Raw genomic sequence first — 22157 nt, 5'->3', positions numbered from 1 at the left:
CGTTAATTAGGAAACTGAACATTGCCTTTTACAATATAGGCCTGTGAAGCAGCAGTAGATGGAAGAGCGGGTAATTGATCCTTTACTATGACCCCGCGAATATCTGTGATTCGAACAGGAAGAGATGTAGACCCCATATGAAAGCCAAGGAAATGGTTGTAGTCTGTCTTTTCCATGTTCACCCATTGTCCATCTTTGTAATATTCCATTTTCATAACCGGATATTTATGATTGCGCACTTGAATCGCAGCCCACCACTCACTGCTACCTTCTTTTATTCTGTAAGCTACATTTCCGCTAATCGGTGCTTTTATAATTTTCCAACTAATCGGGATTTTCCCATCTTCCATATTGCCAATTTTGGTAAAGGCATTAGGAGAAAGATCAAGAGCTCCTTTTGCTCCTTCTGGATATTTATCGGTTACATACACAACGGTTTTTCCTTTTGGCCCCGTTACTTCAAGATAAGCCCCTGCAAGTGCCGCATTTACCTCTTTATAGTTATAGTCATGGGGATTTAAAGCCGTAATTTTCATGTCAGAGGGAATAGGATCTAATAAAGCGGCGCCCCCTGAGTAACCAGATCCCGTATAAGTCGCATAGCTTTCTCGTACTTCATCAAGGATAGATGCCGCTTTCATGTTGGGCATAGTGAAACTCAACATCAATATCAGCGCCCCGATAAAGCAGAGAAATAATCTTTTTTTCACGATCTAAAACCTCCTGTTTCTTCTTTTAAAATTGATAGCGTCATCAGTATAATTCTAAAAAACAGGATGCAGAAAGAGCCAATAGATAGATATAATCATAGTGAGAAGAGGGTGTATTTCAAAGAGTGTGACTTTCGGATTTAGTCGTGTGTCATGTTTTATGGTGTTTTATGTGTTACAATGTAAGCATCAATTTAAAAAGGATGTTCGCCATGTATATTCACATCACAGAACTGGCTAAAACGTATATAGAAAAACAGCAAACAGGAAACGTGACGAAGGAGTTACTGCTTCGCTACGATTCAGAAGGTTGTGGCTGTGCAGTGAGTGGCGTACCAATGCTTTGGTTAACAAGTGAAAGAACAGGTGAATGGGAACCACTTAAAAATAGCCAACATTTAAAACTATATATACACACAGCACAAAAGGTGTTTTTTGACGAGGAAATGACGATTGATTTTAATGAAAAAGCCAATACACTTATGTTGAAAAGTCCTCAACAAATACTCAGCCCGAGAATGGGTATACTTGTAAAGTAAGGTGGAAACGTAGTGGATCAAAAGCTGAAAGTGATACAAAATACGGCACAAAATAAAACGTGGGTGTCGTTTTTAAATAATAATCATCCATATAGCCTTTTGCACTGGTCAATCGGTGGAATGGATTCAGTAAAAAAGGACGTCTGGCTTCTCCAAGATGAAGTCACATTTGAAACGGAAGAATTTCCAACGCTTGAATTAGCAGTCAGTTGGATAAAAGAGAATATGGAACACGTAACAGATGTGTTATAAGCCCTTTGCTGAAGAGGGCTTTTTTTGTGCCATCATCATCTCATCAAACAGAAGAACTGTCTAATTTGAAAAATGAGATTTTTCAACGATAAAAAGTCATTTTTAACAAACATTTAGACAAAATGAGAAGAATAGAAAGAGAAAAATAGAGACTGTAAATGCCGAAAAATCGGCAATGGAAGCGGTTATTGCGGGATACCGAAAACTTTACGAAAAACGAAATTTCATATTTCTTCCATTCGAGGAAATATGATAGAATACAACATGTATCGTACATGAGGAGGGAGGTGCTAAGGTGAATTGAAGCTCAAGCTGTCATCGCCTCAGGTTGGAATCAAAATAAACGAATGGTATAGGCAGATTTGCGGATTTCATGTCATGAAAGCAGAGAAGCTAAAGGCCGAGATCGAGCAGGAAATCCTTGAGATGGAGCAAGATCAGAACTTGCTGCTTTTTTACCAGCTGATGGATTTTCGACATAAGGTCATGCTTGAATATTTTGAACCGGCAAAAAAAGCCTCGAATGATGAGGAGATTAAGAAGCTTCTAGAAACAATTGAACATTCGCAGACCAAATTAACAGATATGCTTGAATACTATGTTCATTTTTTTACAGGAATGTTTGAATTTGAACAGAGAAACTATTTGAGCGCCATTGCTTATTACCGTTCCGCAGAAAAAAAGCTCAATCTCATATCAGATGATATAGAAAGAGCAGAATTTTATTTTAAATTAGCAGAAATATACTACCACATGAAACAAACCCACTTTTCGATGCACTATGCTTTGCAAGCGTTAGATACGTACTCTGCCTACAGAACGTACACGCTGAGAATCATCCACTGTGAATTTGTCATCGGTGCAAACTATGATGATTTGAAATGCTATGAACATGCATTGCCCTACTTTAAAAATGCTCTAAAGCGAGCACGCTCAATTGGAAACCCTCGAGTCATAGGTTCGGCCCTTTTCAACTTAGGTAACTGCTATTACCAAATGAACGATCTTGCTACAGCAAGTCGCTATCTCAAAGACTCTCTTGAAGTGTTTGAAAAGGAGAATTTAACCCATCTGAATCGCTCTCTAGACCCACTATTTATGCTGACCCAAATCCTGTTTAAACAAAAACAAATAGAAGAGTCGTTAACCCTCTATCAACAAGGTATTATGAAAGCCTGTGAATTAGAAGATGAAATTTACATCTGCAAGTTTCAGTTTTTAAAAGCATTATACGTTGATGCAGAAATAAAAATCATAGACGATACATTAGATTTGTTGGAGGACAAGCGTTTATACCCAGATATTGAGGAACTGGCACTTGATGCGGCTCATTATTATAATGAGCTTGGATTATTTGAAGTTTCTACCCGGTATTACGAAAGGAAAATTCAAGCCATATCAAAAATTCAAAATGGAGGTCATTTATATGAAAATGAGTTTGATAGTTCTTTTATTGGCAGCAACTGCAGGGTTATCGGTCATGAGTCAGCAGCAATCGGAAGAGAGCCATATGGAGCTGGCGGGCAGACACCATACAACAGTGGTGACTATCGTATAAGTTAGCAAAAAGAGGAGACGAACGGCTGTTCATTCTCCTCTTTCATTTTGATTAAATTGAAATGCTTCCAGAAATGCTTCGACCTCTTGTTCATAGACTTCCTTATTGTCGCTATAAGACATCGCATGCGCACCATGTGGCGCAATAAATAGCCGTTTATCACCCTTTTTGCGTGCGTATAACTGCTCGCTTTGCTCACAAGGGATATAGTCATCGTGGAGACTATGAATAAAAAGGATAGGTTCTTTCACCTGATCGATTACATCAAGTGGAGAAACTTGCCGAATGCTGTATCCGTCCCGCCATTTCAACACTTGATCACTTAGTGGAAGAATCCACTGTCCTGAAAGACGAAAATCTGTTTTTAATCGATACAGAAGCTGATCCTCAAAAGAAGCAAAAGGACAATCAGCGATGTAAAAATTGGCGTTTGCATCCGGTTTTGCAGCATATAATAAAGTTGTGACTGCGCCCATCGATTCTCCGTGTATCCCAATGATTGCTTTTTCCCCAAGCTTTTTTCTCAGCCACTTGACGACTTGAGCCAAATCCTCTTTTTCATAATATCCATAGCTCGTTGTTTTTCCGCCGCTCATCCCATGTCTTCTATGATCATAGAGCAGCACATTCCATCCAAGCTTTTGGAATAATTTCATATACTTCACGGAATTGATCAAACTGACGGTAACCCCGTGACAAAGAACGATGGTGCGTGTTGTATGAGGGAGCGGTACAAAATAGCCATGAAGATCGTAACCAAATGCTGAAGGAATACAAACTTTCTCTTTTTGCAGCTGTTGAAACTCCTCGTGATGATAGTGCCCTTCATCTGATTCTCGTTTGATGAGCTCTTCATCCGTTAATTTTCGTATATACATCATTTTATTGGTAAAAAAAATGCCGATTGCAGCGAGTGGAAATAATACCAAGGCGAGTATAGCGAGCCATTTCTTCTTCAAGCTGATTCTTCCTTTCCGAAGGGTTTCTATGAAGATCATACCACATGTTGGGAGTTTGGCGTGACTCTTGCTGAGCAAATAAAACGGGTGATACACTAAAGCAAAAGGAGAGAGGCAAAGTGAAAAAGACCAATCAAGATCAAGCAAAGCTAAAGGACGGCATAAAGGATGATGTGAAACAGCAGCTCCTTCAAATGAAGCAGAATCTGGCCGCCGAGACAGAAAAAAGAGAAGAACAAAAACGACAAGACCTCCTTCGGCAACAGAAAGAAAAAGAAAAAAATAAAAGCTTCTCAGAGCTGCTAGATGAAAGTCATTTAGACTGGAGAAAGTATAAAAGTTAAAAAAGGGAGCTGCGATGCTCCCTTTTTTATGTTATATCATTGAGATGAATACATACTACATGAGCCTGAGAGAAAACACGTCTAACTCCCTCGTATCATTTCATTTCAGAATCGCATCAATAGGGTTGTACATTCAAAATAAAACATAAGTGACAAGCTGTTCTTCCATTTGTCTTCTATTGATTCAAACGATGCGTCTCATACACAGACTGTTTTGTGAAATATGACAAAGCTTTAACTTCTTGGTCGCTTAATGAACGTGCATTTGCCGCTGCCACATTTTCTTTTAACTGTTTCACCGAGCTTGCGCCAAAAACAACAGAGCTGACTGCAGAATGCTTAAGCAAGTATTGAATGGACAGCTCTGTCAGTGATAGGTCATAAGCGACTTTCTTTAACGAAGGAATGATTTGCTGAAGCTCTTCAAATGAATAGTCAAGATACCCGTTCTTTTGAATCGCCGCACTTGCTTGCGAAAGGGGTTTTTCAGTTAATAATCCTTTTGCTAAAGGACCTCTTGCCACGACACTAATGCTTTGTTCTTCAAGAAGAGAAAACCATTCTTCTGGGCGGCGGTCGAGTAAACTATATTGCATCATCACACTCACGATGTTTGATTTTTTGGCGTATTCTTTAATGACATTTGGACGGATCGACGATATGCCGTAATAGCGAATGACACCTTCTTCAACCAATTCTTCAAATGCCTCGATGGTTTCGTCAATTGGATCGTCAATTGTGCCGCCATGCAATTGATATAAATCAATATAATCTGTTTGAAGTCGTTTCAGGCTTTGTTTCACTGCCTCTTTTATATATGCTTTTGAAGGATTCCAATCCCAGCCAGGTTTGCCTTTTTCAAAGCGGTTGCCGCCTTTTGTGGCCAAAATCAGATCTTGGCGTCTGTTCTTAATGGCTTCCCCGACGATTTCCTCATTTGTTCCAAAATCATATAAATCAGCTGTATCCAAATAGTTAATCCCAAGATCAATGGCTTCATCTAATAAAGAGAGCGCTTTTTCTTTTTCAGTCCCAAGGGACATACATCCTAGTGCCGCCTCACTAACCAAGAGATCAGAGGTGCCAATTCGTCTTTTTTTCAATTCAATCACACTCCTATCCTTTCACATTAAGTGAAACAATTCTGGAATTCAAGCTAGGTGATTTCAAAAGGCGCATTGAAGCAGGCATCCGCATTTTGGCTTCTCCTAAAACATCTATGTTAAAATGAATGAAGTAAAAAGTGAAAGTAGAACGAGGAGCTGACAAAATTGAAGGACTTTGAAGAAAAAACATTATCGTCAAAAACATTATATAACGGAAAAATCATTGACTTGGTTCTTGAAGATGTAGAATTGCCGAACGGAAAACCAGGCAAACGCGAAATCATTAAACATCCAGGTGCAGTAGCAGTCATTGCACGTACAGACGAAAATAAAATCATTTTGGTCAAGCAATACCGTAAAGCACTGGAGAGATCCATCGTTGAGATTCCGGCTGGAAAATTAGAAAAAGGAGAAGAGCCGGCACATACAGCACTGAGAGAATTAGAAGAAGAAACAGGTTATACAACTCAGGCGCTCCAAAAGCTGACAGCCTTTTATACATCACCAGGGTTTGCGGATGAAATTGTTCACATCTACCTTGCTGATCAGCTCGTCCCGCTTGAAGAAAAACGAGAGCTGGATGAGGATGAATTTGTCGAAGTGATGGAAGTTTCACTAGAAGAAGCACTGCACCTCATCGAAAAACAACATATTTATGATGCGAAAACAGCCTATGCCATTCAATACTTACAATTGCAAGAGGTACTTAAGTCTACAAAATGAGGGAATTCTTTGCAGATATCCATATTCATATTGGTCGAACAAGAACAGGCAGGGCTGTCAAAATTACAGGTGCAAGGTCACTGACCATTGACCAAATTCTCATTGAAGCGTCTCAAAGTAAAGGGATGGGAATGATTGGTGTGATTGATGCACAATCTCCTGAAGTCCTAGAAGAATTGATAGAAGGTGTAGAGGAAGGCATATACACGGAACTAAGCGATGGCGGGTTATCATTTGGAAAGACCGTTTTGCTTTTAGGCAGTGAGCTAGAAATCAATGATGACCAATCAAAAGGTCCGATTCATGTGCTTGCCTTTATGCCCACGCTTCGTAAAATGTCTGAGTTTTCCGCATGGCTTTCTCTTCATATGAAAAATGTGCATTTGAGTTCACAGCGGTTATATGTGGATGGGAGAACGCTTCAGCATAAGGTGAAGGAACTAGGGGGATTATTTATTCCTGCCCATATTTTTACGCCACATAAAAGTTTATACGGCAAAGGGGTCAATACGTCTTTAACCGAAGTATTCGATCCAGAACTCATTGATGCTGTTGAGCTTGGCCTTAGCTGTGATACGTCTATGGCCTCCCAGCTAAGTGAGCTAAACCGTTATTCTTTTTTAACAAATTCAGATGCCCATTCTTTAGGGAAAATTGCGCGGGAATATACGAAGATCCGAATGGATCATGCCTCCTTTGCTGAATTTGAGCTAGCGCTTCAAGGAAAAGATGGCAGAAATATCACTGGAAATTATGGGCTCGCTCCGCGGCTCGGAAAGTATTATCATACGACCTGTGAGAAATGCGGGGTAAGACCTGACAGTCAGGAGCAAGAAAAGTGCCAAGCATGCGGCCATACCCGAATGACAAAAGGGGTGAGTGAGCGGTTAAAGGAGCTTGCTGACCAAGAAAGTGACAAAGGAATAAGGCCTCCTTATGTTCACCAGCTTCCCCTTCAATTTATTCCAGGTGTTGGAGCCAAAACGTTAGAAAAGTTAAAAGCTGTCTTTCATACAGAGATGAATATTCTTCATCAAGCAACAGAACAAGAATTAAAAGCGGTCCTGCCTGAGAAAACAGCCGATTACATCATCAAAGCAAGAAAAGGTGAAGTTGGACTGATCGCTGGCGGAGGCGGAGTCTACGGTAAGGTGGATATCAATCATGAATCAACTTAAATGGACATGTCACACATTTGAACAACTGTCTAAAGAGGACCTTTACTTGATTTTAATGGAAAGGGTAAATGTGTTTGTTGTAGAACAAACATGTCCTTATCCTGAAATTGATCATCGTGATCAAGAGGCGCTGCATGTCATCGCAAAAGAGAACGGCACGATTGTGGCTTATTGCCGCATTTTCCAAAGCGGGATCATGTACAAAGAGGCATCCATTGGCCGTGTCCTTGTGACGAAGACCGGCCGGAAAAAAGGTTACGGGAAGATCCTGCTCGATCAGGCGATAAAAAAGCTCAGTGAATTAGGCGAAACAAAGATTAAAATCCAAGCACAGGCTTATTTGAAATCGTTCTACGAATCGTTTGGCTTCGAAGCTGTCTCAGATTGTTATGATGAGGATGGAATTCCGCATCTTGATATGGTGAGAAAAGAAAGATAGGCGTGTATACGTCTATCTTTTTTAGATGCGTTCATGTATCATAACGACAACGAAAGGGGTTTTGCGAAATGGGAAAAAGCAAAGCAAAGAAAAAGAGAGAACACCTTCAAAGGCAGCACAGCCGAAATCCAGAACAATCGAGAGGAAATATGCCGCATTTTAGTACACACGAAAGAAAGACAAAAACAAAACAAGAAGCCTTGCAGCATATGATGAAAAAACATAAAGGTAGGAATGCTTATGATCGCTATGAACAGGATCATAAGCATTTTTATTTTGCTTTTTTGTGACAAGTAGATCAAATAATTGGAAAAATTTTAAAAAATAGGACAAACGGTCGTTTCTTTTTGTCTAAAAATGTAGTTAAATGACAAAAAGAAATGAAAGGGAGAGTGGGTATCGTGAAGGTCAAATCATTTGGAGCAGGGCTTTGTATGGCAAGTATGCTACTGGCATCGATGACATTCGGCGCATCAGATGTATCTGCAAAGGATCAAGCAAAAAAAGAGTATATGATCGGTTTTTCTTCTTCCGTTCAAGACAAAACACAAAAACAGCTTGTTGAAAAAGCTGGCGGTCATGTGAAAGAATCAATAGATAAAATAGATATGATGAAAGTTTCGTTGAACGAAGCATCAAAAGAAAAACTACATCAAGCAAAAGAAGTTACTTTTATTGAGGAAGACCAAAAAGCAAAAACAAGCGGTCAAAGCGTCCCTTATGGCATCAAAAGCATTAAAGCACAAAAGGTACATAAACGAGGATATGCCGGACAGAATGTCAAAGTAGCTGTTCTTGACAGTGGAATCGACGGCAAGCATGAAGATTTACATGTAACTGGTGGTGTCAGCTTTGTTCCAACAGAGTCCGATCCGCTCGTTGACCCGCATGAACACGGAACCCACGTTGCAGGCACGATCGCAGCATTAGATAATAAGGTAGGCGTGGTTGGTGTGGCACCAAAAGCTTCGATCTATGCGGTGAAAGTGGCAGATGAAAATGGTGACGGCTACTATAGCTGGATCATTAAAGGCATTGAATGGGCGATTGAGAATGAGATGGATGTCATCAATATTAGTATGGGGGGAGCAAGTGAATCGGAGGCGCTGAAAGAAGCGGTCGATCGAGCATATGACAACGGGATTCTCATTGTCGCATCTGCAGGAAATGCTGGGAGCTACGGGTCACTTAATACGATAGATTACCCGGCCAAATACAGCTCTGTCATGGCAGTCGCATCTGTGGATCAACGAAAGCAAAGAGCCTTTGATTCCTCTGTTGGGGAAGAAGTGGAAGTATCAGCACCAGGTGTTTCAACATTAAGTACCATTCCTCATAACGAATATGGATATAAGAGTGGAACGTCTATGGCATCACCTCATGTAGCTGGTGCTGCGGCAGTCATTCTATCAAAACATCCGAATCTGACAAATGATGAATTGCGTGAAAGGCTGACAAAAACGGCAACAAAACTTGGCGAACCTTTTTATTATGGCGCTGGGCTTGTGAACGTACAAAAAGCTGCACGATAAAGGAAACGAGAAAGCAGTGTACAGCTGCTTTCTCGTTTTTCTTTTTATAAAACTGTCATGTTTCGTCTGCTCTCTCATAGAATCTAGTAACCTTTACTATTTGGGAGGAAGGCGCATGCGGAAAAAGTCTTGGAAAGAACATCTTCTTCAGCACGTGAAAGATCATTTATCAATTTATTTGTTTGTTTCTGTACTATTTTTAATGGGCGTCATTTTTGGAGCCATTATCGTCAATAGTATGACAATGAGTCAGAAAGAGGATTTATTCTATTATTTAAATCAATTTTTTGGTCAACTGACGAATGAGAAAGCAGCAGAATCAAAAGAAATGTTTTTGCAAAGCTTTTTGCATCATATGAAATATTTGGGCCTCATGTGGATACTCGGAATTTCCATCATTGGCCTGCCGCTTATTTTTCTGATGATTTTTTTAAAAGGGATTGTAGTTGGGTTTACTGTCGGTTTTTTGGTCAATCAAATGGGGCTTAGCGGTTTTTTTCTATCTTTTGTCTCGGTGCTTCCTCAAAATATCTTGCTCATTCCAGCGTATTTAGTGATCGGAACTTGTGCGATTGCGTTCTCCATTCGTTTAATTGGTCAGCTTTTTATGAAAAAAACCATCAGTCAAGCGCCAATCCATTGGTTTGGCCGGTATGCTTCTGTTCTACTGATGATTTTAACCCTCGCTGCTCTTTCGTCCTTTTTTGAATCATACTTATCATTCATGCTGATGAAAAAGCTGGCAGGTGTTCTGTTTTGATGATTTTATAATCGTTATTAAATAATAATCAATTTATTTATCAATTTAAAATGATTATAGTTGGCTCTCTGCACATCATTTGATATAATGATCAAGTAATGTGGCGTAGGAGGGAAAGTCAATGGAAAATCGGATTGATCGAATTAAGAAACAGCTTCATTCTTCCAGCTATAAGCTCACGCCACAGCGTGAAGCAACAGTAAGAGTACTGCTTGAGAATGAAGAAGACCATTTAAGTGCAGAAGATGTATACCTCCTCGTAAAAGAGAAGTCTCCTGAAATTGGTCTTGCTACTGTTTATCGGACGTTAGAATTGCTTACTGAACTGAAAGTTGTTGATAAAATTAACTTTGGAGACGGCGTTTCGCGATATGATCTTCGCAAAGAAGGAGCCGCTCACTTCCATCACCATCTTGTCTGCATGGAATGCGGGACAGTCGATGAGATAGAAGATGATTTATTAGAAGATGTTGAAGAAATTATTGAACGCGATTGGAAATTTAAAATTAAGGATCATAGATTGACATTCCATGGTATTTGCCACCGGTGTCATGATGATGAATCCGGCAAATAATCCGAATTGGAACCTTTTCATTCAAAATGAAAAGGTTTTTTGCATGTTCGCTGTATATTCCTTGTCCCACCTGGCATATGCTGAAGTAATGAGAACACGAGAAAGGACATGAAGAACATGCGAAAATGGCTCAAAACAACAGGGGAAGTAATGAAAGTATTTATCTTGTTCACTGGTTTTACCGTCCTGTTCTATTATGCTATGATATGGATAAATTCAGAATATGAAAGCTATCATCGTTATGATAAACCAGAAGGTGCAGCGATAAAAGTGATGGAAATGGATCAGCCGAAACAAGACAGCTGGCAGGATCGATTGATTTATTTTTATCAAAACGGGGAGTAGAAACCATTGAAGGATCAATTATCCGACTTTATTCATTTTATGACAGTAGAGAGAGGACTCTCTGAAAATACCATTGTCTCTTATAAAAGAGATTTACAGAGCTATTTGTCTTTTTTAATGACGCATGAACAATTGACAGATGTAAAAGACGTCACTCGCCTTCATATTATTCATTATTTAAAACAGTTAAAAGACGAAGGGAAATCGAGTAAAACGTCCGTCCGTCATCTATCATCGATACGCTCCTTTCATCAATTTTTGCTCCGTGAAAAAGTGACAACAGATGACCCGTCATGGAACATTGAATCACAAAAAACAGAGCGGAAATTACCGAAAGTTCTATCATTAGATGAGGTAGAAAAGCTGCTCGATACACCTAAGCAGCAAACACCATTTGACTACCGTGACAAAGCCATGCTCGAACTTTTATATGCAACAGGTATTCGCGTAAGTGAAATGCTTGATCTGACTCTTGCAGATGTGCATCTGACCATGGGGTTTATCCGCTGTTTTGGAAAAGGAAGAAAAGAGCGGATCGTGCCTATTGGTGAAGCTGCTGCAAGTGCGATTGAAGTGTATATAGAAAAAGGCAGAAACAAGCTGCTCAAAAAACAGCCGGCCGATGCTTTGTTTCTGAATCATCACGGAAAAAAAATGTCGCGGCAGGGCTTTTGGAAGAACTTAAAGAAACGAGCCATAGAAGCAGGTATTCAAAAAGAATTGACGCCTCATACGCTCAGACATTCATTTGCGACACATTTGCTTGAAAACGGTGCGGATCTTAGAGCCGTACAGGAAATGCTCGGACATGCCGATATTTCTACTACTCAAATTTACACACATGTCACAAAAACAAGATTAAAAGACGTGTATCACAAATTCCATCCAAGGGCATAAGTAAAGCATGGCACGGTGAACGTGTATCATGCTTTTTTATGTTTGGACCGTTTATGGTTGTCAATTGACTTGAAAACGGTTTATACTTGAGATGTCTGACCTCTCCAGTTGTGAAAGGTGAAAGGACAAGAATATTGAAGGAGGCGCTTTTTTATGCCTGATTATCAGTATAAACGTATTTTCCTCATTGTGATGGATTCAGTAGGAATCGGGGAAGCACCTGATGCTGCTGATTTTAATGATGTAGGTGCAGATACACTTGGACATATTGCTGAAAAAATGAACGGGCTTCATATGCCGAATATGGCGAAGCTTGGGCTAAGTCATATTAAAGAAATTAAAGGAATTCCAGCGGACGAAACACCGCTTGCGTATTATGGGAAAATGCAAGAAGCATCCAATGGGAAAGACACAATGACAGGACATTGGGAAATCATGGGTCTTTACATCGACACACCATTTAAAGTCTTTCCAGACGGCTTTCCAGATGAACTGTTAAATGAATTAAAAGAAAAAACAGGGCGCGGCATCATTGGAAATAAACCAGCGTCTGGTACAGAAATTCTGGATGAGCTTGGCGAAGAGCACATGAAAACAGGCGATTTAATCGTTTATACTTCAGCAGATTCTGTGCTGCAAATTGCTGCACACGAAGAAGTTGTGCCATTAGACGAACTTTACCGCATTTGCGAAATCGCACGTGAACTGACTTTAGATGAAAAATATATGGTAGGGCGCATCATCGCTCGTCCATTTGTCGGAGAGCCGGGGGCATTTGTTAGAACACCAAATCGTCATGACTATGCATTAAAACCATTCGACCGTACCGTCATGAATGAATTGAAAGATGATGGACTTGATGTCATTGCGATCGGAAAAATCTCTGATATTTATGATGGTGAAGGAATCACCTCTTCACTCAGAACGAAATCCAACATGGATGGAATGGACAAGCTAGTGGAGACGCTGAAGACAGACTTTACTGGGCTGAGCTTCTTAAATCTGGTCGACTTTGATGCGCTTTATGGACATAGAAGAGATCCAGAAGGCTACGGTAAGGCACTAGAGGAATTTGACGCACGTCTACCTGAAGTGTTTGATCTATTAAAAGAGGATGATCTGCTTGTGATCACAGCAGATCACGGAAATGACCCGGTTCATCACGGAACAGATCATACAAGAGAATACGTTCCGCTTATTGCTTACAGCAAAAAGCATCAAGAAGCGAATGAGCTGCCAACAGCGAAAACATTTGCTGATCTTGGGGCAACGGTCGCAGACAATTTCAAGACAACGATGCCAAAATACGGCACAAGCTTTTTATCTAAACTCAAATAGGGGGAAATCACGTGGGAGCACAGTTTTCAGAAGCGGCGGCATATATTAAACAAGCATCGACATATGTACCAACAGTTGGATTGATTTTAGGTTCAGGTCTTGGCATTTTAGCCGATGAGATTGAAAATCCAATCAAATTGAAATATGAAGATATTCCTGGATTCCCTGTTTCAACAGTAGAAGGGCATGCAGGCCAGCTCGTCATTGGAACGCTGAAAGGCACGGTCGTTTGTGCCATGCAAGGACGTTTCCATTACTATGAAGGGTATGATATGAAGCAGGTGACATTTCCTGTCCGTGTGATGAAAGAAATCGGCATTGAGACATGTATTGTGACAAATGCAGCGGGTGGTGTGAATACATCCTTCCATCCTGGCGATCTTATGCTGATTACAGATCATATCAATATGATGGGGACCAATCCGTTAATTGGACCAAACGACAGTCAAGGGGTTCGTTTCCCTGATATGTCTGCACCGTATGATAAAGATTTGCTGGCACTTGCAGAGAAAACGGCTAAACATTTAGGCATATCTGTGCAGCAAGGGGTTTATGCAGGAATGACAGGCCCTTCATATGAAACACCGGCAGAGGTTCGTTTCCTCAGAACGCTTGGCGCTGATGCAGTCGGTATGTCGACTGTGCCAGAAGTGATTGTAGCACGTCATGCAGGCATAAAAGTACTTGGTATTTCATGCATCTCTAATGCGGCTTCAGGTATTTTAGATCAGCCGCTTTCTCATGATGAAGTGATCGAAGTGACGGAAAAAGTGAAAGCAAGTTTCCTTGATTTAGTGAAAGATGTTGTCAAACAACTCTCATAGATCGTGTGAAAAAGCCTTCTGTTCATGAAACAGAGGGCTTTTTTTATGGCAATCAAACGATCTCTGAATAAAACAGCCTTTATGAGGAAAAAATAGAAAGGATTACGATAATGGAGGTCTGCCACTTGAAACGTCATATATGTGCATTGTTTACTTTAATGATCCTTATCTCAATGGTTTCACCATCAGCGATGGCAAAAGAAAAGATTGAAAAGCCAGGAGAAAAACAAACATCAGAATTGGCGCATGAAGCCAAATCAGCGATTTTAATGGAACGTGACACGGGAAAAGTGCTTTACAACAAAAACAGTGATGAAAAGCTTGCCCCTGCAAGTATGACCAAAATCATGACGATGCTTCTCATCATGGAAGCGATGGATCAAGGAAAATTAAAAATGACTGATAAAGTAAGAACGAGCGATCATGCAGCATCTATGGGAGGCTCACAAATTTTCCTTGAACCGGGAGAAGAAATGACGGTTAAAGACATGCTAAAAGGCATTGCGATTGCGTCAGGAAACGATGCTTCAGTTGCCATGGCAGAACATATTGCTGGATCTGAAGAACAGTTTGTTGAGCAAATGAACAAAAAGGCAAAAGAGCTAGGGCTCACCTCAACGGTCTTTCAAAATCCAACAGGACTTCCTGAAAAAGATCATTACAGCACGGCTCATGATATGGCAAAAATGGCAAAAGAGCTGTTGAAATATGAAGAGATCACCAAGTTCACAGGTGTATACGAAGACTATCTTCGTCAGAACACGGATAAAAAATTCTGGCTTGTGAATACAAACCGTCTCATTAAATTTTATCCAGGTGTGGATGGGGTGAAAACAGGGTTTACAGGCGAGGCGAAATACTGTCTAACGGCTTCCGCTAAAAAAGGGAACATGCGCGTCATTGCTGTTGTATTCGGCGCAAGTACACCAAAAGACAGAAATGCCCAAGTCGTCAAAATGCTGGATTACGCTTTTAGTCAATATACAACGCATCCTTTGTACAAGCGTGGTCAAGACGTAGCAGAGATCAAAGTGAGCAAAGGGAAAAAGAAAAAAATTCAGCTTGTCACGTCTGAACCGATTTCTCTTCTAACGAAAAAAGGCGAAAATGTCGATCAGATCAAAAAAGAAATTAAATTAACTCAAGATGTCACAGCCCCATTTTCAAAAGGAACGAAACTTGGCACCATCATCTTGAAAAAAGATGGAAAAGTGCTTCATGAAAGTCCTGTTGAAGCGAAAGAAGATATGGAAAAAGCCGGTGTTTGGACGTTCTTCAAACGGGCGATGGCCGAATTTGTTAAATGGAAGTAAAAGGTGAAAGACTGCTGCAACTGGCAGTCTTTTTTGCTATGAACGAAAAGAACATCTAAATGTGACGAATGATCACTAGTTTTGTCATGGTGAAGGATTTGCATGTGAAGAAAGAGAAACATTCTTTATCCGAAAATAGAGCAAGGAGGAATAAAAGATGAGCCTTGGTATTGATTTTCAAATAAAAGAGAGCGTACTTTGCATTCGGTTGACAGGGGAGCTTGATCATCACTCCGCAGAGACATTGAGACAAAAGGTGACGAATTATTTGGAAACAGAGGACATTCGCCACATCGTGCTGAATTTAGCTGATTTATCGTTTATGGACAGCTCTGGGCTCGGAGTGATTTTAGGAAGATACAAAGAAATTAAACAGCTTGGCGGTGAAATGGTCGTCTGTGCGATCTCGCCAGCAGTGAACCGTTTATTTGATATGTCCGGCTTGTTTAAAATTATTCGTATGGAGCCTTCAGAGCAAACTGCGCTGCAAACATTGGGGGTGGCATCATGACAAATGAAATGAATCTGACTTTTTCTGCTTTAAGTCAAAACGAATCCTTTGCGAGAGTAACGGTGGCAGCATTCATCGCTCAGCTCGATCCAACATTAGATGAGCTAACAGAAATCAAAACAGTCGTATCAGAGGCGGTCACGAACTCGATCATTCACGGGTATGACGGGAATCCAGACGGCAAGGTGCACATTAGCGTCACACTGGATGACCATATTGTGTATCTGACGATTCGAGACGAAGGCATGGGCATTTCAGATCTTGAGGAAGCAAGGCAGCCGCTTTTTACGACGAAACCAGACTTAGAGCGTTCCGGGATGGGTTTTACGATCATGGAGAACTTTATGGATGATGTCATGGTGGACTCATCTCCAGAAATGGGCACAACAATCCGCTTAACAAAGCATCTATCAAAAAGCAAAGCGCTTTGTAATTAAGGAGCTGCTCATATGGATGTGGAGGTAAAAAAGCAAGCAAAAAAAGCACAGCTGTCTAATGATGAAGTGAAACAGCTCATCAAAAAAAGCCAAGGCGGAGATCAACAAGCAAGAGACCTCCTCGTAGAAAAAAACATGCGTCTTGTTTGGTCCGTTGTTCAGCGCTTTTTAAATAGAGGATATGAACCAGATGATCTGTTCCAAATAGGCTGTATTGGCCTGCTGAAATCTGTTGATAAATTTGATTTGTCTTATGATGTGAAGTTTTCGACCTATGCCGTTCCAATGATCATTGGTGAAATTCAGCGTTTCATTCGTGATGATGGAACCGTCAAAGTCAGCAGGTCCTTAAAGGAACTTGGAAATAAAATTAGGCGGGCAAGGGACGAATTGTCTAAATCTCATGGACGAATGCCGACTGTTCAGGAAATCGCTGAATATCTGGACATCACACCTGAGGATGTTGTCCTCGCTCAAGAAGCGGTCCGCTCACCATCATCTATTCATGAAACCGTGTATGAAAATGACGGCGATCCGATTACGTTGCTCGATCAAATTGCCGATCATTCAGAAGAAAGATGGTTTGATAAAATTGCGCTAAAAGAGGCGATTAAAGAATTAGAAGAGCGTGAGAAACTGATTGTCTATTTAAGGTATTATAAAGACCAAACACAATCAGAAGTAGCAGAAAGACTCGGAATTTCCCAAGTGCAAGTCTCACGGCTTGAAAAGAAAATTTTAAAACAAATCCAAATGCAAATGGATCAAAAAGACAGCTAGCCAATTCGGCTGGCTTTTTTTGTGTGGTAATTACCGGTAAATCAAGTTCTTTCAGTATGAGAACCATTTTTCACCACATACTATTTTTAACCCATCGTATAGGAAGTGACTTGGATGGACGGACAAATCTTTATTCGGCTGCGCCATCGGATTAAGACTGGTAATGATCAGCTTATCTATTTAGAGGATATTGCCCAAATCACTGGAGATGACAGTGCTGTGCAAAAGCTGAGCAAAATGCCAATATACCATGTCAGCAAAAAGGATCGTCACATCGTTGTGTTAGATATCATGCATGTGGTCAAAACGATCAAAAAAACATGGCCTGACATCGACATTCAAACAGTCGGAGGCTCAGAAGTCATTGTTGAAATAGACACAGGCAAACGTCAGCTGTCCCCCGTATTATTCGTGTTTGTATGGCTCCTCTTATTTGTCGGAGCGGCCCTTGCCATCATGAATTTCCATGAGGATGTTAGTATGCGGCTTGTTCATATCCGCCTTTACGAGATGATTACTGGAAACACGGTTGAGCATCCGTATTTATTACAAATTCCATATAGCTTTGGACTCGGTTTGGGCATGATTTTATTTTTCAATCATGTGTTTAAAAAGCGTTTAAACGAAGAGCCAAGCCCGCTTGAAGTGGAAATGTTTAAATATCAGCTCGATCTTGATCATTATGTCGCACTCAATGAAAACAAAGAAACATTGAAAGATATCCATGATCGGTAAATGGCTTTTTGTGGTGCTTGTTGGGCTCGGCGGCGGTTTAACGGTAGGGGCAGGATTTGTGGCGTTTCTCACAGTGCTTGGTATTATCCCTCGATTAATGCAATTAACGAAAACGCAGCGTTTTATTCAAGGATATGAGGCTGCCGTGATAAGTGGAGCGGTCGTTGGCGGCTGGGCTACTTTAAGTCAAGTCCATTTGCATTTATCCAAATGGCTGGCGCTACCGATCGGTCTTTTATCTGGCATTTTTGTCGGCATGCTTGCTGCCGCACTCACTGAAGTGTTAAATGTACTTCCTATCTTAACGAAAAGAATTGGAATGGACGGGAAAATAGTGCTGCTGCTCATGGCCATCGTCTTAGGAAAGGTGTTTGGCTCGCTATTTCATTGGCTTATTTATATTTAAAAATGTGGAGGGAACAACACGTGTCAAGTTTAAAAGAGAACTATCCATCTAAAGTGAAAACGTATCAGCCGAAACCTCCTTATGTACTGAACTGCATCAAGGCTTTTCTTGTCGGCGGTTTGATTTGTGCGATAGGCGAGGGATTGCAAAATTTCTATATTACTTTTTTTGATTTTAATGAGAAGACAGCAGGGAATCCAACGGTGGCGACCCTTATTTTAATTTCTTCTATTTTAACTGGTATTGGTATTTACGATAAAATCGGCCAGTTTGCTGGAGCGGGATCAGCTGTCCCGGTGACAGGATTTGCAAATAGCATGACAAGTGCGGCTCTTGAGCATAAAAGTGAAGGGCTTGTGTTAGGTGTAGCGACCAACATGTTTAAACTGGCTGGGAACGTCATTGTGTTTGGTGTCGTCTCGGCATATGTCGTAGGGATTATTCGATACGTCTTGGAAAAGATGTTTTCGTAGGAGGAATAAAACGTGAAACTAACAGGTAAGCAATCTTGGGTATTTGAACACAAGCTTTATGTGAATGCGGAAGGAACAGCTGCAGGACCGAAAGAAAAAGAAGGCCCAATCGGTCATCTCATTGATAAAACCTATGATGAAATGCACTGTTATCAAAAGAACTGGGAAATGGCTGAAAGGCAGCTCATGGATGATGCCATATCAATGGCCTTATCAAAAGCGAATTTGCAAAAAAGTGATATTGACCTTTTGCTGGCAGGAGATTTACTGAACCAAAACGTGACAGCCAACTATGTGGCAAGAGAACTCAAAATCCCGTTTCTTTGTTTATTTGGTGCCTGCTCCACATCTATGGAATCAGTCGCCATTGCCTCAGCGTTAATAGATGGTGGGTTTGCCAATAGAGCACTTGCTGCGACAAGCAGTCACAATGCGACGGCAGAGCGGCAATTTCGTAATCCAACAGAATATGGTGGGCAAAAACCAGATACAGCCACAAGTACAGTGACAGGGAGCGGTGCTGTCGTCATCAGCCAAGAACCTTCCCAAATTCAAATTACAAGTGCCACCGTCGGACGGGTGATGGATCTTGGGATTACAGATCCATTCGATATGGGTTCAGCTATGGCACCTGCAGCGGCAGACACAATCAAACAACATTTAGAAGACTTAGGAAGAACAGTAGATGATTATGATCTCATCCTAACAGGAGATCTATCTGGAATTGGATCGCCTATTTTAAAGGATCTTCTGAAAGAAGATGGCATTCAGCTTGGACGAAAGCATGATGATTGCGGATTAATCATATACACACCTGATCAAAATGTATTCGCTGGAGGCAGCGGCTGTGCCTGCTCAGCTGTCGTGACATTCAGTCACATCTTTCAAGAAATGAAAGCAGGGAATTTACAAAGAGTATTGGTTGTAGCAACCGGGGCGCTTCTCAGCCCAATGATGGTTCAGCAAAAAGAGACCATTCCAACCATTGCGCACGGAGTTGTATTTGAGCGTGCAGGAGGAGAAAGCTAATGGATTATTTGATTGCTTTTGTTGCAGGCGGACTGATTTGCGTGATCGGCCAGCTTTTACTTGATGTACTGAAACTCACACCAGCACATGTCATGACGACCTTTGTTGTGGCAGGGACGATTTTAGACGGGTTTGGTATTTATGATAAATTTATTGAATTTGCAGGAGCGGGTGCTACCGTCCCTATCGTAAGCTTTGGTCATAGCTTGCTTCATGGGGCGATGCATCAGGCTGATGTCCATGGATTTATTGGAATCGGAATTGGGATTTTTGAGTTAACCTCTGCTGGAATATCAGCTGCAATTTTATTTTCATTTATCATTGCACTTATCTTTAAACCGAAAGGATAACCTAATATGGGGCAAAGACGCAAAGTCATTTTAGTGACAGACGGAGATATATATGCTGCCAAAACGATTGAGCTTGTCGCAAAGAAAGTCGGCGGAAGATGTATTTCCAGCTCAAAAGGGAATCCGAGCAAACGAACAGGACCAGAACTGGTCCAGATGATTTTAAAAACGCCGTATGACCCAGTGTTTGTCATGTTTGATGATTCTGGCTTAACAGGTGAAGGAACAGGGGAGACGGCGATGAAGCACGTAGCACGTCACCCTGAAATTGAAGTGATTGGCGCCATTGCAGTGGCATCTAAAACCCATCAAGCGGAATGGACAAAGGTACATGTCTCCATTGACCGGGAAGGTGAACTGACAGAATACGGCGTTGACAAACATGGACTTCCAGAAATGGAACCACACAAAATGAGTGGAGATACAGTGTATTGTCTCGATTCACTACAGCTTCCGATTGTTGTCGGCATTGGAGATATTGGCAAGATGGGACGGAAAGATGATCTAAGCAAAGGGTCCCCCATCACAATGAAGGCAGTCGAATTAATTTTAGAAAGGAGCGGTTTCCATGAAGAAAGACAAGGTGCACGTGTACCGAGATCCGAAGAAAAATGAAGATTTTTTCAAAGACAATGTCGGGATGGGTCTCAGCTTTGACCTTGGCGTTCGGAAAATTTATGTCCATGATCAGGAAATCCAGCTTTACTATGTAAATGGATTATGTGATACACAATATGTGATCTATTTATTAAAAGAACTGATTGAAATCAATGACAACGAACCTGAATCAGATGATCTTGCACGTGTGGTAGAAAACCGTCTTGTCAATCAGCAAGTCTCAAAAGTTGAAACGCTTGATGAAGCAGTGGATCAAGTGTTGTCTGGACTTGTAGCAGTCGTTGTCGAAGGTGAAAATTACGCATTTATCATTGACGTCAGGAGCTACCCTGGCAGAATGCCGGAGGAACCGGATACAGAAAAGGTTGTCAGAGGTGCAAGAGACGGCTTTGTTGAAAACATCATTGTGAACACAGCACTCATTCGCAGAAGAGTGCGGGATGAAAAATTGCGATACAAAATGCTTAAAGTAGGCGAGCGTTCTAAAGCAGACGTCTGTGTTTGTTATATTGAAGACATTGCTGATCCTGATCTTGTTGATATTATCGAAAAGGAAGTGTCTGGGATTAAAGTTGACGGACTGACGATGTCTGATAAAACAATAGAAGAATTTATCATTAAGCAAGGATATAATCCCTTCCCGCTTGTGCGATACACCGAGCGCCCAGATGTAGCCGCTAACCATATATTAGAAGGGCATGTCATCATCATTACGGATACATCTCCTAGTGTCATCATTACACCAACCACTATTTTTCATCACGTTCAACATGCTGAAGAATACCGCCAGGCGCCAGCAGTTGGGACTTTTTTAAGATGGGTGCGTTTTTTAGGCATCTTATGTTCTACTTTTCTTTTGCCGATCTGGTTTCTTTTTATTCTAGAACCGAATCTTCTGCCAGACAATCTAAGCTATATTGGATTTAACAAACCTTCTCATATCCCTGTCATTCTCCAAGTATTCCTTGCTGATTTTGGGGTGGAATTTTTACGAATGGCGGCGATCCATACGCCGACCGCCTTGTCGACTGCCATGGGCTTGATTGCGGCCGTTTTAATTGGACAAATTGCAATTGATGTCGGTTTATTTACACCAGAGGTCATATTATACGTCTCGCTAGCAGCCATCGGCACATTCACCACTCCAAGTTATGAACTGAGTGTCGCTAATAAAATCATCCGACTGATCATATTAGCACTAGTAGCGATCTTTAAGCTGAATGGATTGATCATCGGTTTTACGCTGTTACTTATTTATTTAACATCCATTCGTTCCTTACAGACGCCTTATATGTGGCCGTTTATTCCTTTTAATGGAAAGGCTTTATGGCAAGTGCTCATTCGGACGTCTGTTCCTGGCTCAAAAGTAAGGCCAAGCATCGTTCACCCTCAGAACAGATCAAAAATTCCGCCAAATTCTTAACGCT

At 41.0% G+C, this 22157-nt stretch carries 29 protein-coding genes; 26 read left to right on the top strand and 3 right to left on the bottom strand.

Translation table 11 applies throughout. The features are described 5' to 3' along the window. Positions 1-2 precede the first annotated feature (2 nt). On the bottom strand, positions 3-665 hold the full coding sequence (locus LCD32_RS10380; protein ID WP_224564603.1) for an expansin EXLX1 family cellulose-binding protein: 663 nt from the start codon (positions 663-665) through the stop codon (positions 3-5). Positions 666-922: 257 nt separating this feature from the next. Here LCD32_RS10380 and LCD32_RS10375 point away from each other — a divergent pair, with 257 nt between their 5' ends. From LCD32_RS10375 to LCD32_RS10365, 3 genes are all read left to right on the top strand, one after another. Beyond that, on the top strand, positions 923-1249 hold the full coding sequence (locus LCD32_RS10375; RefSeq protein ID WP_224563727.1) for an iron-sulfur cluster biosynthesis family protein: 327 nt from the start codon (positions 923-925) through the stop codon (positions 1247-1249). A gap of 12 nt (positions 1250-1261) precedes the next feature. After that, the gene (locus tag LCD32_RS10370; RefSeq protein ID WP_008343836.1) at positions 1262-1501 is read left to right on the top strand and encodes a YqkC family protein; all 240 of its coding nucleotides are present in this window, start codon (positions 1262-1264) and stop codon (positions 1499-1501) included. Positions 1502-1801: 300 nt separating this feature from the next. Continuing rightward, complete coding sequence (locus tag LCD32_RS10365; RefSeq protein ID WP_024718943.1) at positions 1802-3064, top strand: tetratricopeptide repeat protein; 1263 nt, start codon at positions 1802-1804, stop codon at positions 3062-3064. 24 nt (positions 3065-3088) lie between these two features. Here LCD32_RS10365 and LCD32_RS10360 read toward each other — a convergent pair whose 3' ends face one another. Continuing rightward, positions 3089-4018: an alpha/beta hydrolase gene (locus LCD32_RS10360; protein WP_079919587.1), complete on the bottom strand. Its 930-nt coding sequence runs from the start codon at positions 4016-4018 to the stop codon at positions 3089-3091. A gap of 119 nt (positions 4019-4137) precedes the next feature. Here LCD32_RS10360 and LCD32_RS10355 point away from each other — a divergent pair, with 119 nt between their 5' ends. After that, the gene (locus tag LCD32_RS10355) at positions 4138-4362 is read left to right on the top strand and encodes a YqkE family protein (RefSeq protein ID WP_008343840.1); all 225 of its coding nucleotides are present in this window, start codon (positions 4138-4140) and stop codon (positions 4360-4362) included. A 176-nt stretch (positions 4363-4538) separates the two neighbouring features. On the opposite strand, the gene LCD32_RS10350 is transcribed toward LCD32_RS10355, so the two are convergent. Further along, a complete protein-coding gene (locus tag LCD32_RS10350; RefSeq protein WP_116307108.1) occupies positions 4539-5465 on the bottom strand; it encodes an aldo/keto reductase in 927 nt (308 codons plus the stop codon). Between the two features lie 168 nt (positions 5466-5633). Here LCD32_RS10350 and LCD32_RS10345 point away from each other — a divergent pair, with 168 nt between their 5' ends. From LCD32_RS10345 to LCD32_RS10240, 22 genes are all read left to right on the top strand, one after another. Then, positions 5634-6191 (top strand): NUDIX hydrolase, encoded by a 558-nt coding sequence (locus tag LCD32_RS10345; protein ID WP_116307106.1) that lies wholly within the window; start codon positions 5634-5636, stop codon positions 6189-6191. Then, positions 6188-7369: a TIGR00375 family protein gene (locus LCD32_RS10340; protein ID WP_058214175.1), complete on the top strand. Its 1182-nt coding sequence runs from the start codon at positions 6188-6190 to the stop codon at positions 7367-7369. The genes LCD32_RS10345 and LCD32_RS10340 overlap by 4 nt, the downstream gene beginning before the upstream one ends. Next, positions 7356-7808, top strand: coding sequence for a GNAT family N-acetyltransferase (locus LCD32_RS10335; protein ID WP_008343848.1), 453 nt, complete (start codon positions 7356-7358; stop codon positions 7806-7808). Before LCD32_RS10340 ends, LCD32_RS10335 begins: the two co-directional genes overlap by 14 nt. Positions 7809-7876: 68 nt before the next feature. Then, a complete protein-coding gene (locus LCD32_RS10330) occupies positions 7877-8098 on the top strand; it encodes a hypothetical protein (protein ID WP_008344413.1) in 222 nt (73 codons plus the stop codon). Between the two features lie 111 nt (positions 8099-8209). Beyond that, entirely contained in the window at positions 8210-9340 is a 1131-nt protein-coding gene (locus tag LCD32_RS10325; RefSeq protein WP_024718936.1) for a S8 family peptidase, read from the top strand. A 115-nt stretch (positions 9341-9455) separates the two neighbouring features. Continuing rightward, positions 9456-10100, top strand: coding sequence for a stage II sporulation protein M (spoIIM, locus tag LCD32_RS10320; protein WP_017367532.1), 645 nt, complete (start codon positions 9456-9458; stop codon positions 10098-10100). Positions 10101-10221: 121 nt separating this feature from the next. Continuing rightward, entirely contained in the window at positions 10222-10674 is a 453-nt protein-coding gene (fur, locus tag LCD32_RS10315; protein WP_003215577.1) for a ferric iron uptake transcriptional regulator, read from the top strand. A gap of 117 nt (positions 10675-10791) precedes the next feature. Then, on the top strand, positions 10792-11019 hold the full coding sequence (locus tag LCD32_RS10310; RefSeq protein WP_008344420.1) for a YqzK family protein: 228 nt from the start codon (positions 10792-10794) through the stop codon (positions 11017-11019). Between the two features lie 6 nt (positions 11020-11025). Next, positions 11026-11916: a site-specific tyrosine recombinase XerD gene (xerD, locus tag LCD32_RS10305; protein WP_035702861.1), complete on the top strand. Its 891-nt coding sequence runs from the start codon at positions 11026-11028 to the stop codon at positions 11914-11916. A gap of 153 nt (positions 11917-12069) precedes the next feature. Then, entirely contained in the window at positions 12070-13254 is a 1185-nt protein-coding gene (deoB, locus tag LCD32_RS10300; RefSeq protein WP_060781165.1) for a phosphopentomutase, read from the top strand. An 11-nt stretch (positions 13255-13265) separates the two neighbouring features. After that, positions 13266-14078, top strand: coding sequence for a purine-nucleoside phosphorylase (locus LCD32_RS10295; RefSeq protein WP_008344425.1), 813 nt, complete (start codon positions 13266-13268; stop codon positions 14076-14078). Between the two features lie 158 nt (positions 14079-14236). Then, positions 14237-15391, top strand: coding sequence for a D-alanyl-D-alanine carboxypeptidase family protein (locus LCD32_RS10290; protein ID WP_201297801.1), 1155 nt, complete (start codon positions 14237-14239; stop codon positions 15389-15391). A 157-nt stretch (positions 15392-15548) separates the two neighbouring features. Continuing rightward, positions 15549-15902 (top strand): anti-sigma F factor antagonist, encoded by a 354-nt coding sequence (gene spoIIAA / locus LCD32_RS10285; protein WP_008344431.1) that lies wholly within the window; start codon positions 15549-15551, stop codon positions 15900-15902. Further along, complete coding sequence (gene spoIIAB / locus LCD32_RS10280; RefSeq protein ID WP_007501052.1) at positions 15899-16339, top strand: anti-sigma F factor; 441 nt, start codon at positions 15899-15901, stop codon at positions 16337-16339. The genes spoIIAA and spoIIAB overlap by 4 nt, the downstream gene beginning before the upstream one ends. Positions 16340-16351: 12 nt before the next feature. Then, entirely contained in the window at positions 16352-17119 is a 768-nt protein-coding gene (sigF, locus tag LCD32_RS10275; RefSeq protein WP_125590490.1) for an RNA polymerase sporulation sigma factor SigF, read from the top strand. A gap of 114 nt (positions 17120-17233) precedes the next feature. After that, positions 17234-17854, top strand: coding sequence for a stage V sporulation protein AA (locus LCD32_RS10270; RefSeq protein WP_224563724.1), 621 nt, complete (start codon positions 17234-17236; stop codon positions 17852-17854). Beyond that, a complete protein-coding gene (locus tag LCD32_RS10265; RefSeq protein ID WP_007501049.1) occupies positions 17844-18260 on the top strand; it encodes a stage V sporulation protein AB in 417 nt (138 codons plus the stop codon). Before LCD32_RS10270 ends, LCD32_RS10265 begins: the two co-directional genes overlap by 11 nt. Positions 18261-18280: 20 nt before the next feature. Further along, the gene (gene spoVAC, locus LCD32_RS10260; RefSeq protein WP_024718929.1) at positions 18281-18733 is read left to right on the top strand and encodes a stage V sporulation protein AC; all 453 of its coding nucleotides are present in this window, start codon (positions 18281-18283) and stop codon (positions 18731-18733) included. A 12-nt stretch (positions 18734-18745) separates the two neighbouring features. Continuing rightward, positions 18746-19762: a stage V sporulation protein AD gene (gene spoVAD / locus LCD32_RS10255; protein WP_024718928.1), complete on the top strand. Its 1017-nt coding sequence runs from the start codon at positions 18746-18748 to the stop codon at positions 19760-19762. Beyond that, positions 19762-20112, top strand: coding sequence for a stage V sporulation protein AE (gene spoVAE / locus LCD32_RS10250; RefSeq protein ID WP_007501045.1), 351 nt, complete (start codon positions 19762-19764; stop codon positions 20110-20112). Before spoVAD ends, spoVAE begins: the two co-directional genes overlap by 1 nt. 6 nt (positions 20113-20118) lie before the next feature. Continuing rightward, positions 20119-20727, top strand: coding sequence for a stage V sporulation protein AE (locus tag LCD32_RS10245; protein ID WP_007501044.1), 609 nt, complete (start codon positions 20119-20121; stop codon positions 20725-20727). Then, positions 20681-22153 (top strand): spore germination protein, encoded by a 1473-nt coding sequence (locus LCD32_RS10240; RefSeq protein ID WP_007501043.1) that lies wholly within the window; start codon positions 20681-20683, stop codon positions 22151-22153. The genes LCD32_RS10245 and LCD32_RS10240 overlap by 47 nt, the downstream gene beginning before the upstream one ends. Positions 22154-22157 lie beyond the last annotated feature (4 nt).

The sequence above is a fragment of the Bacillus sp. RSS_NA_20 genome (assembly GCF_020165915.1).
GTDB lineage: Bacteria > Bacillota > Bacilli > Bacillales > Bacillaceae > Bacillus > Bacillus altitudinis.
The sequence above is the reverse complement of the archived record's forward strand: the minus strand, read 5'-3'. Positions and strand labels throughout refer to the sequence as shown.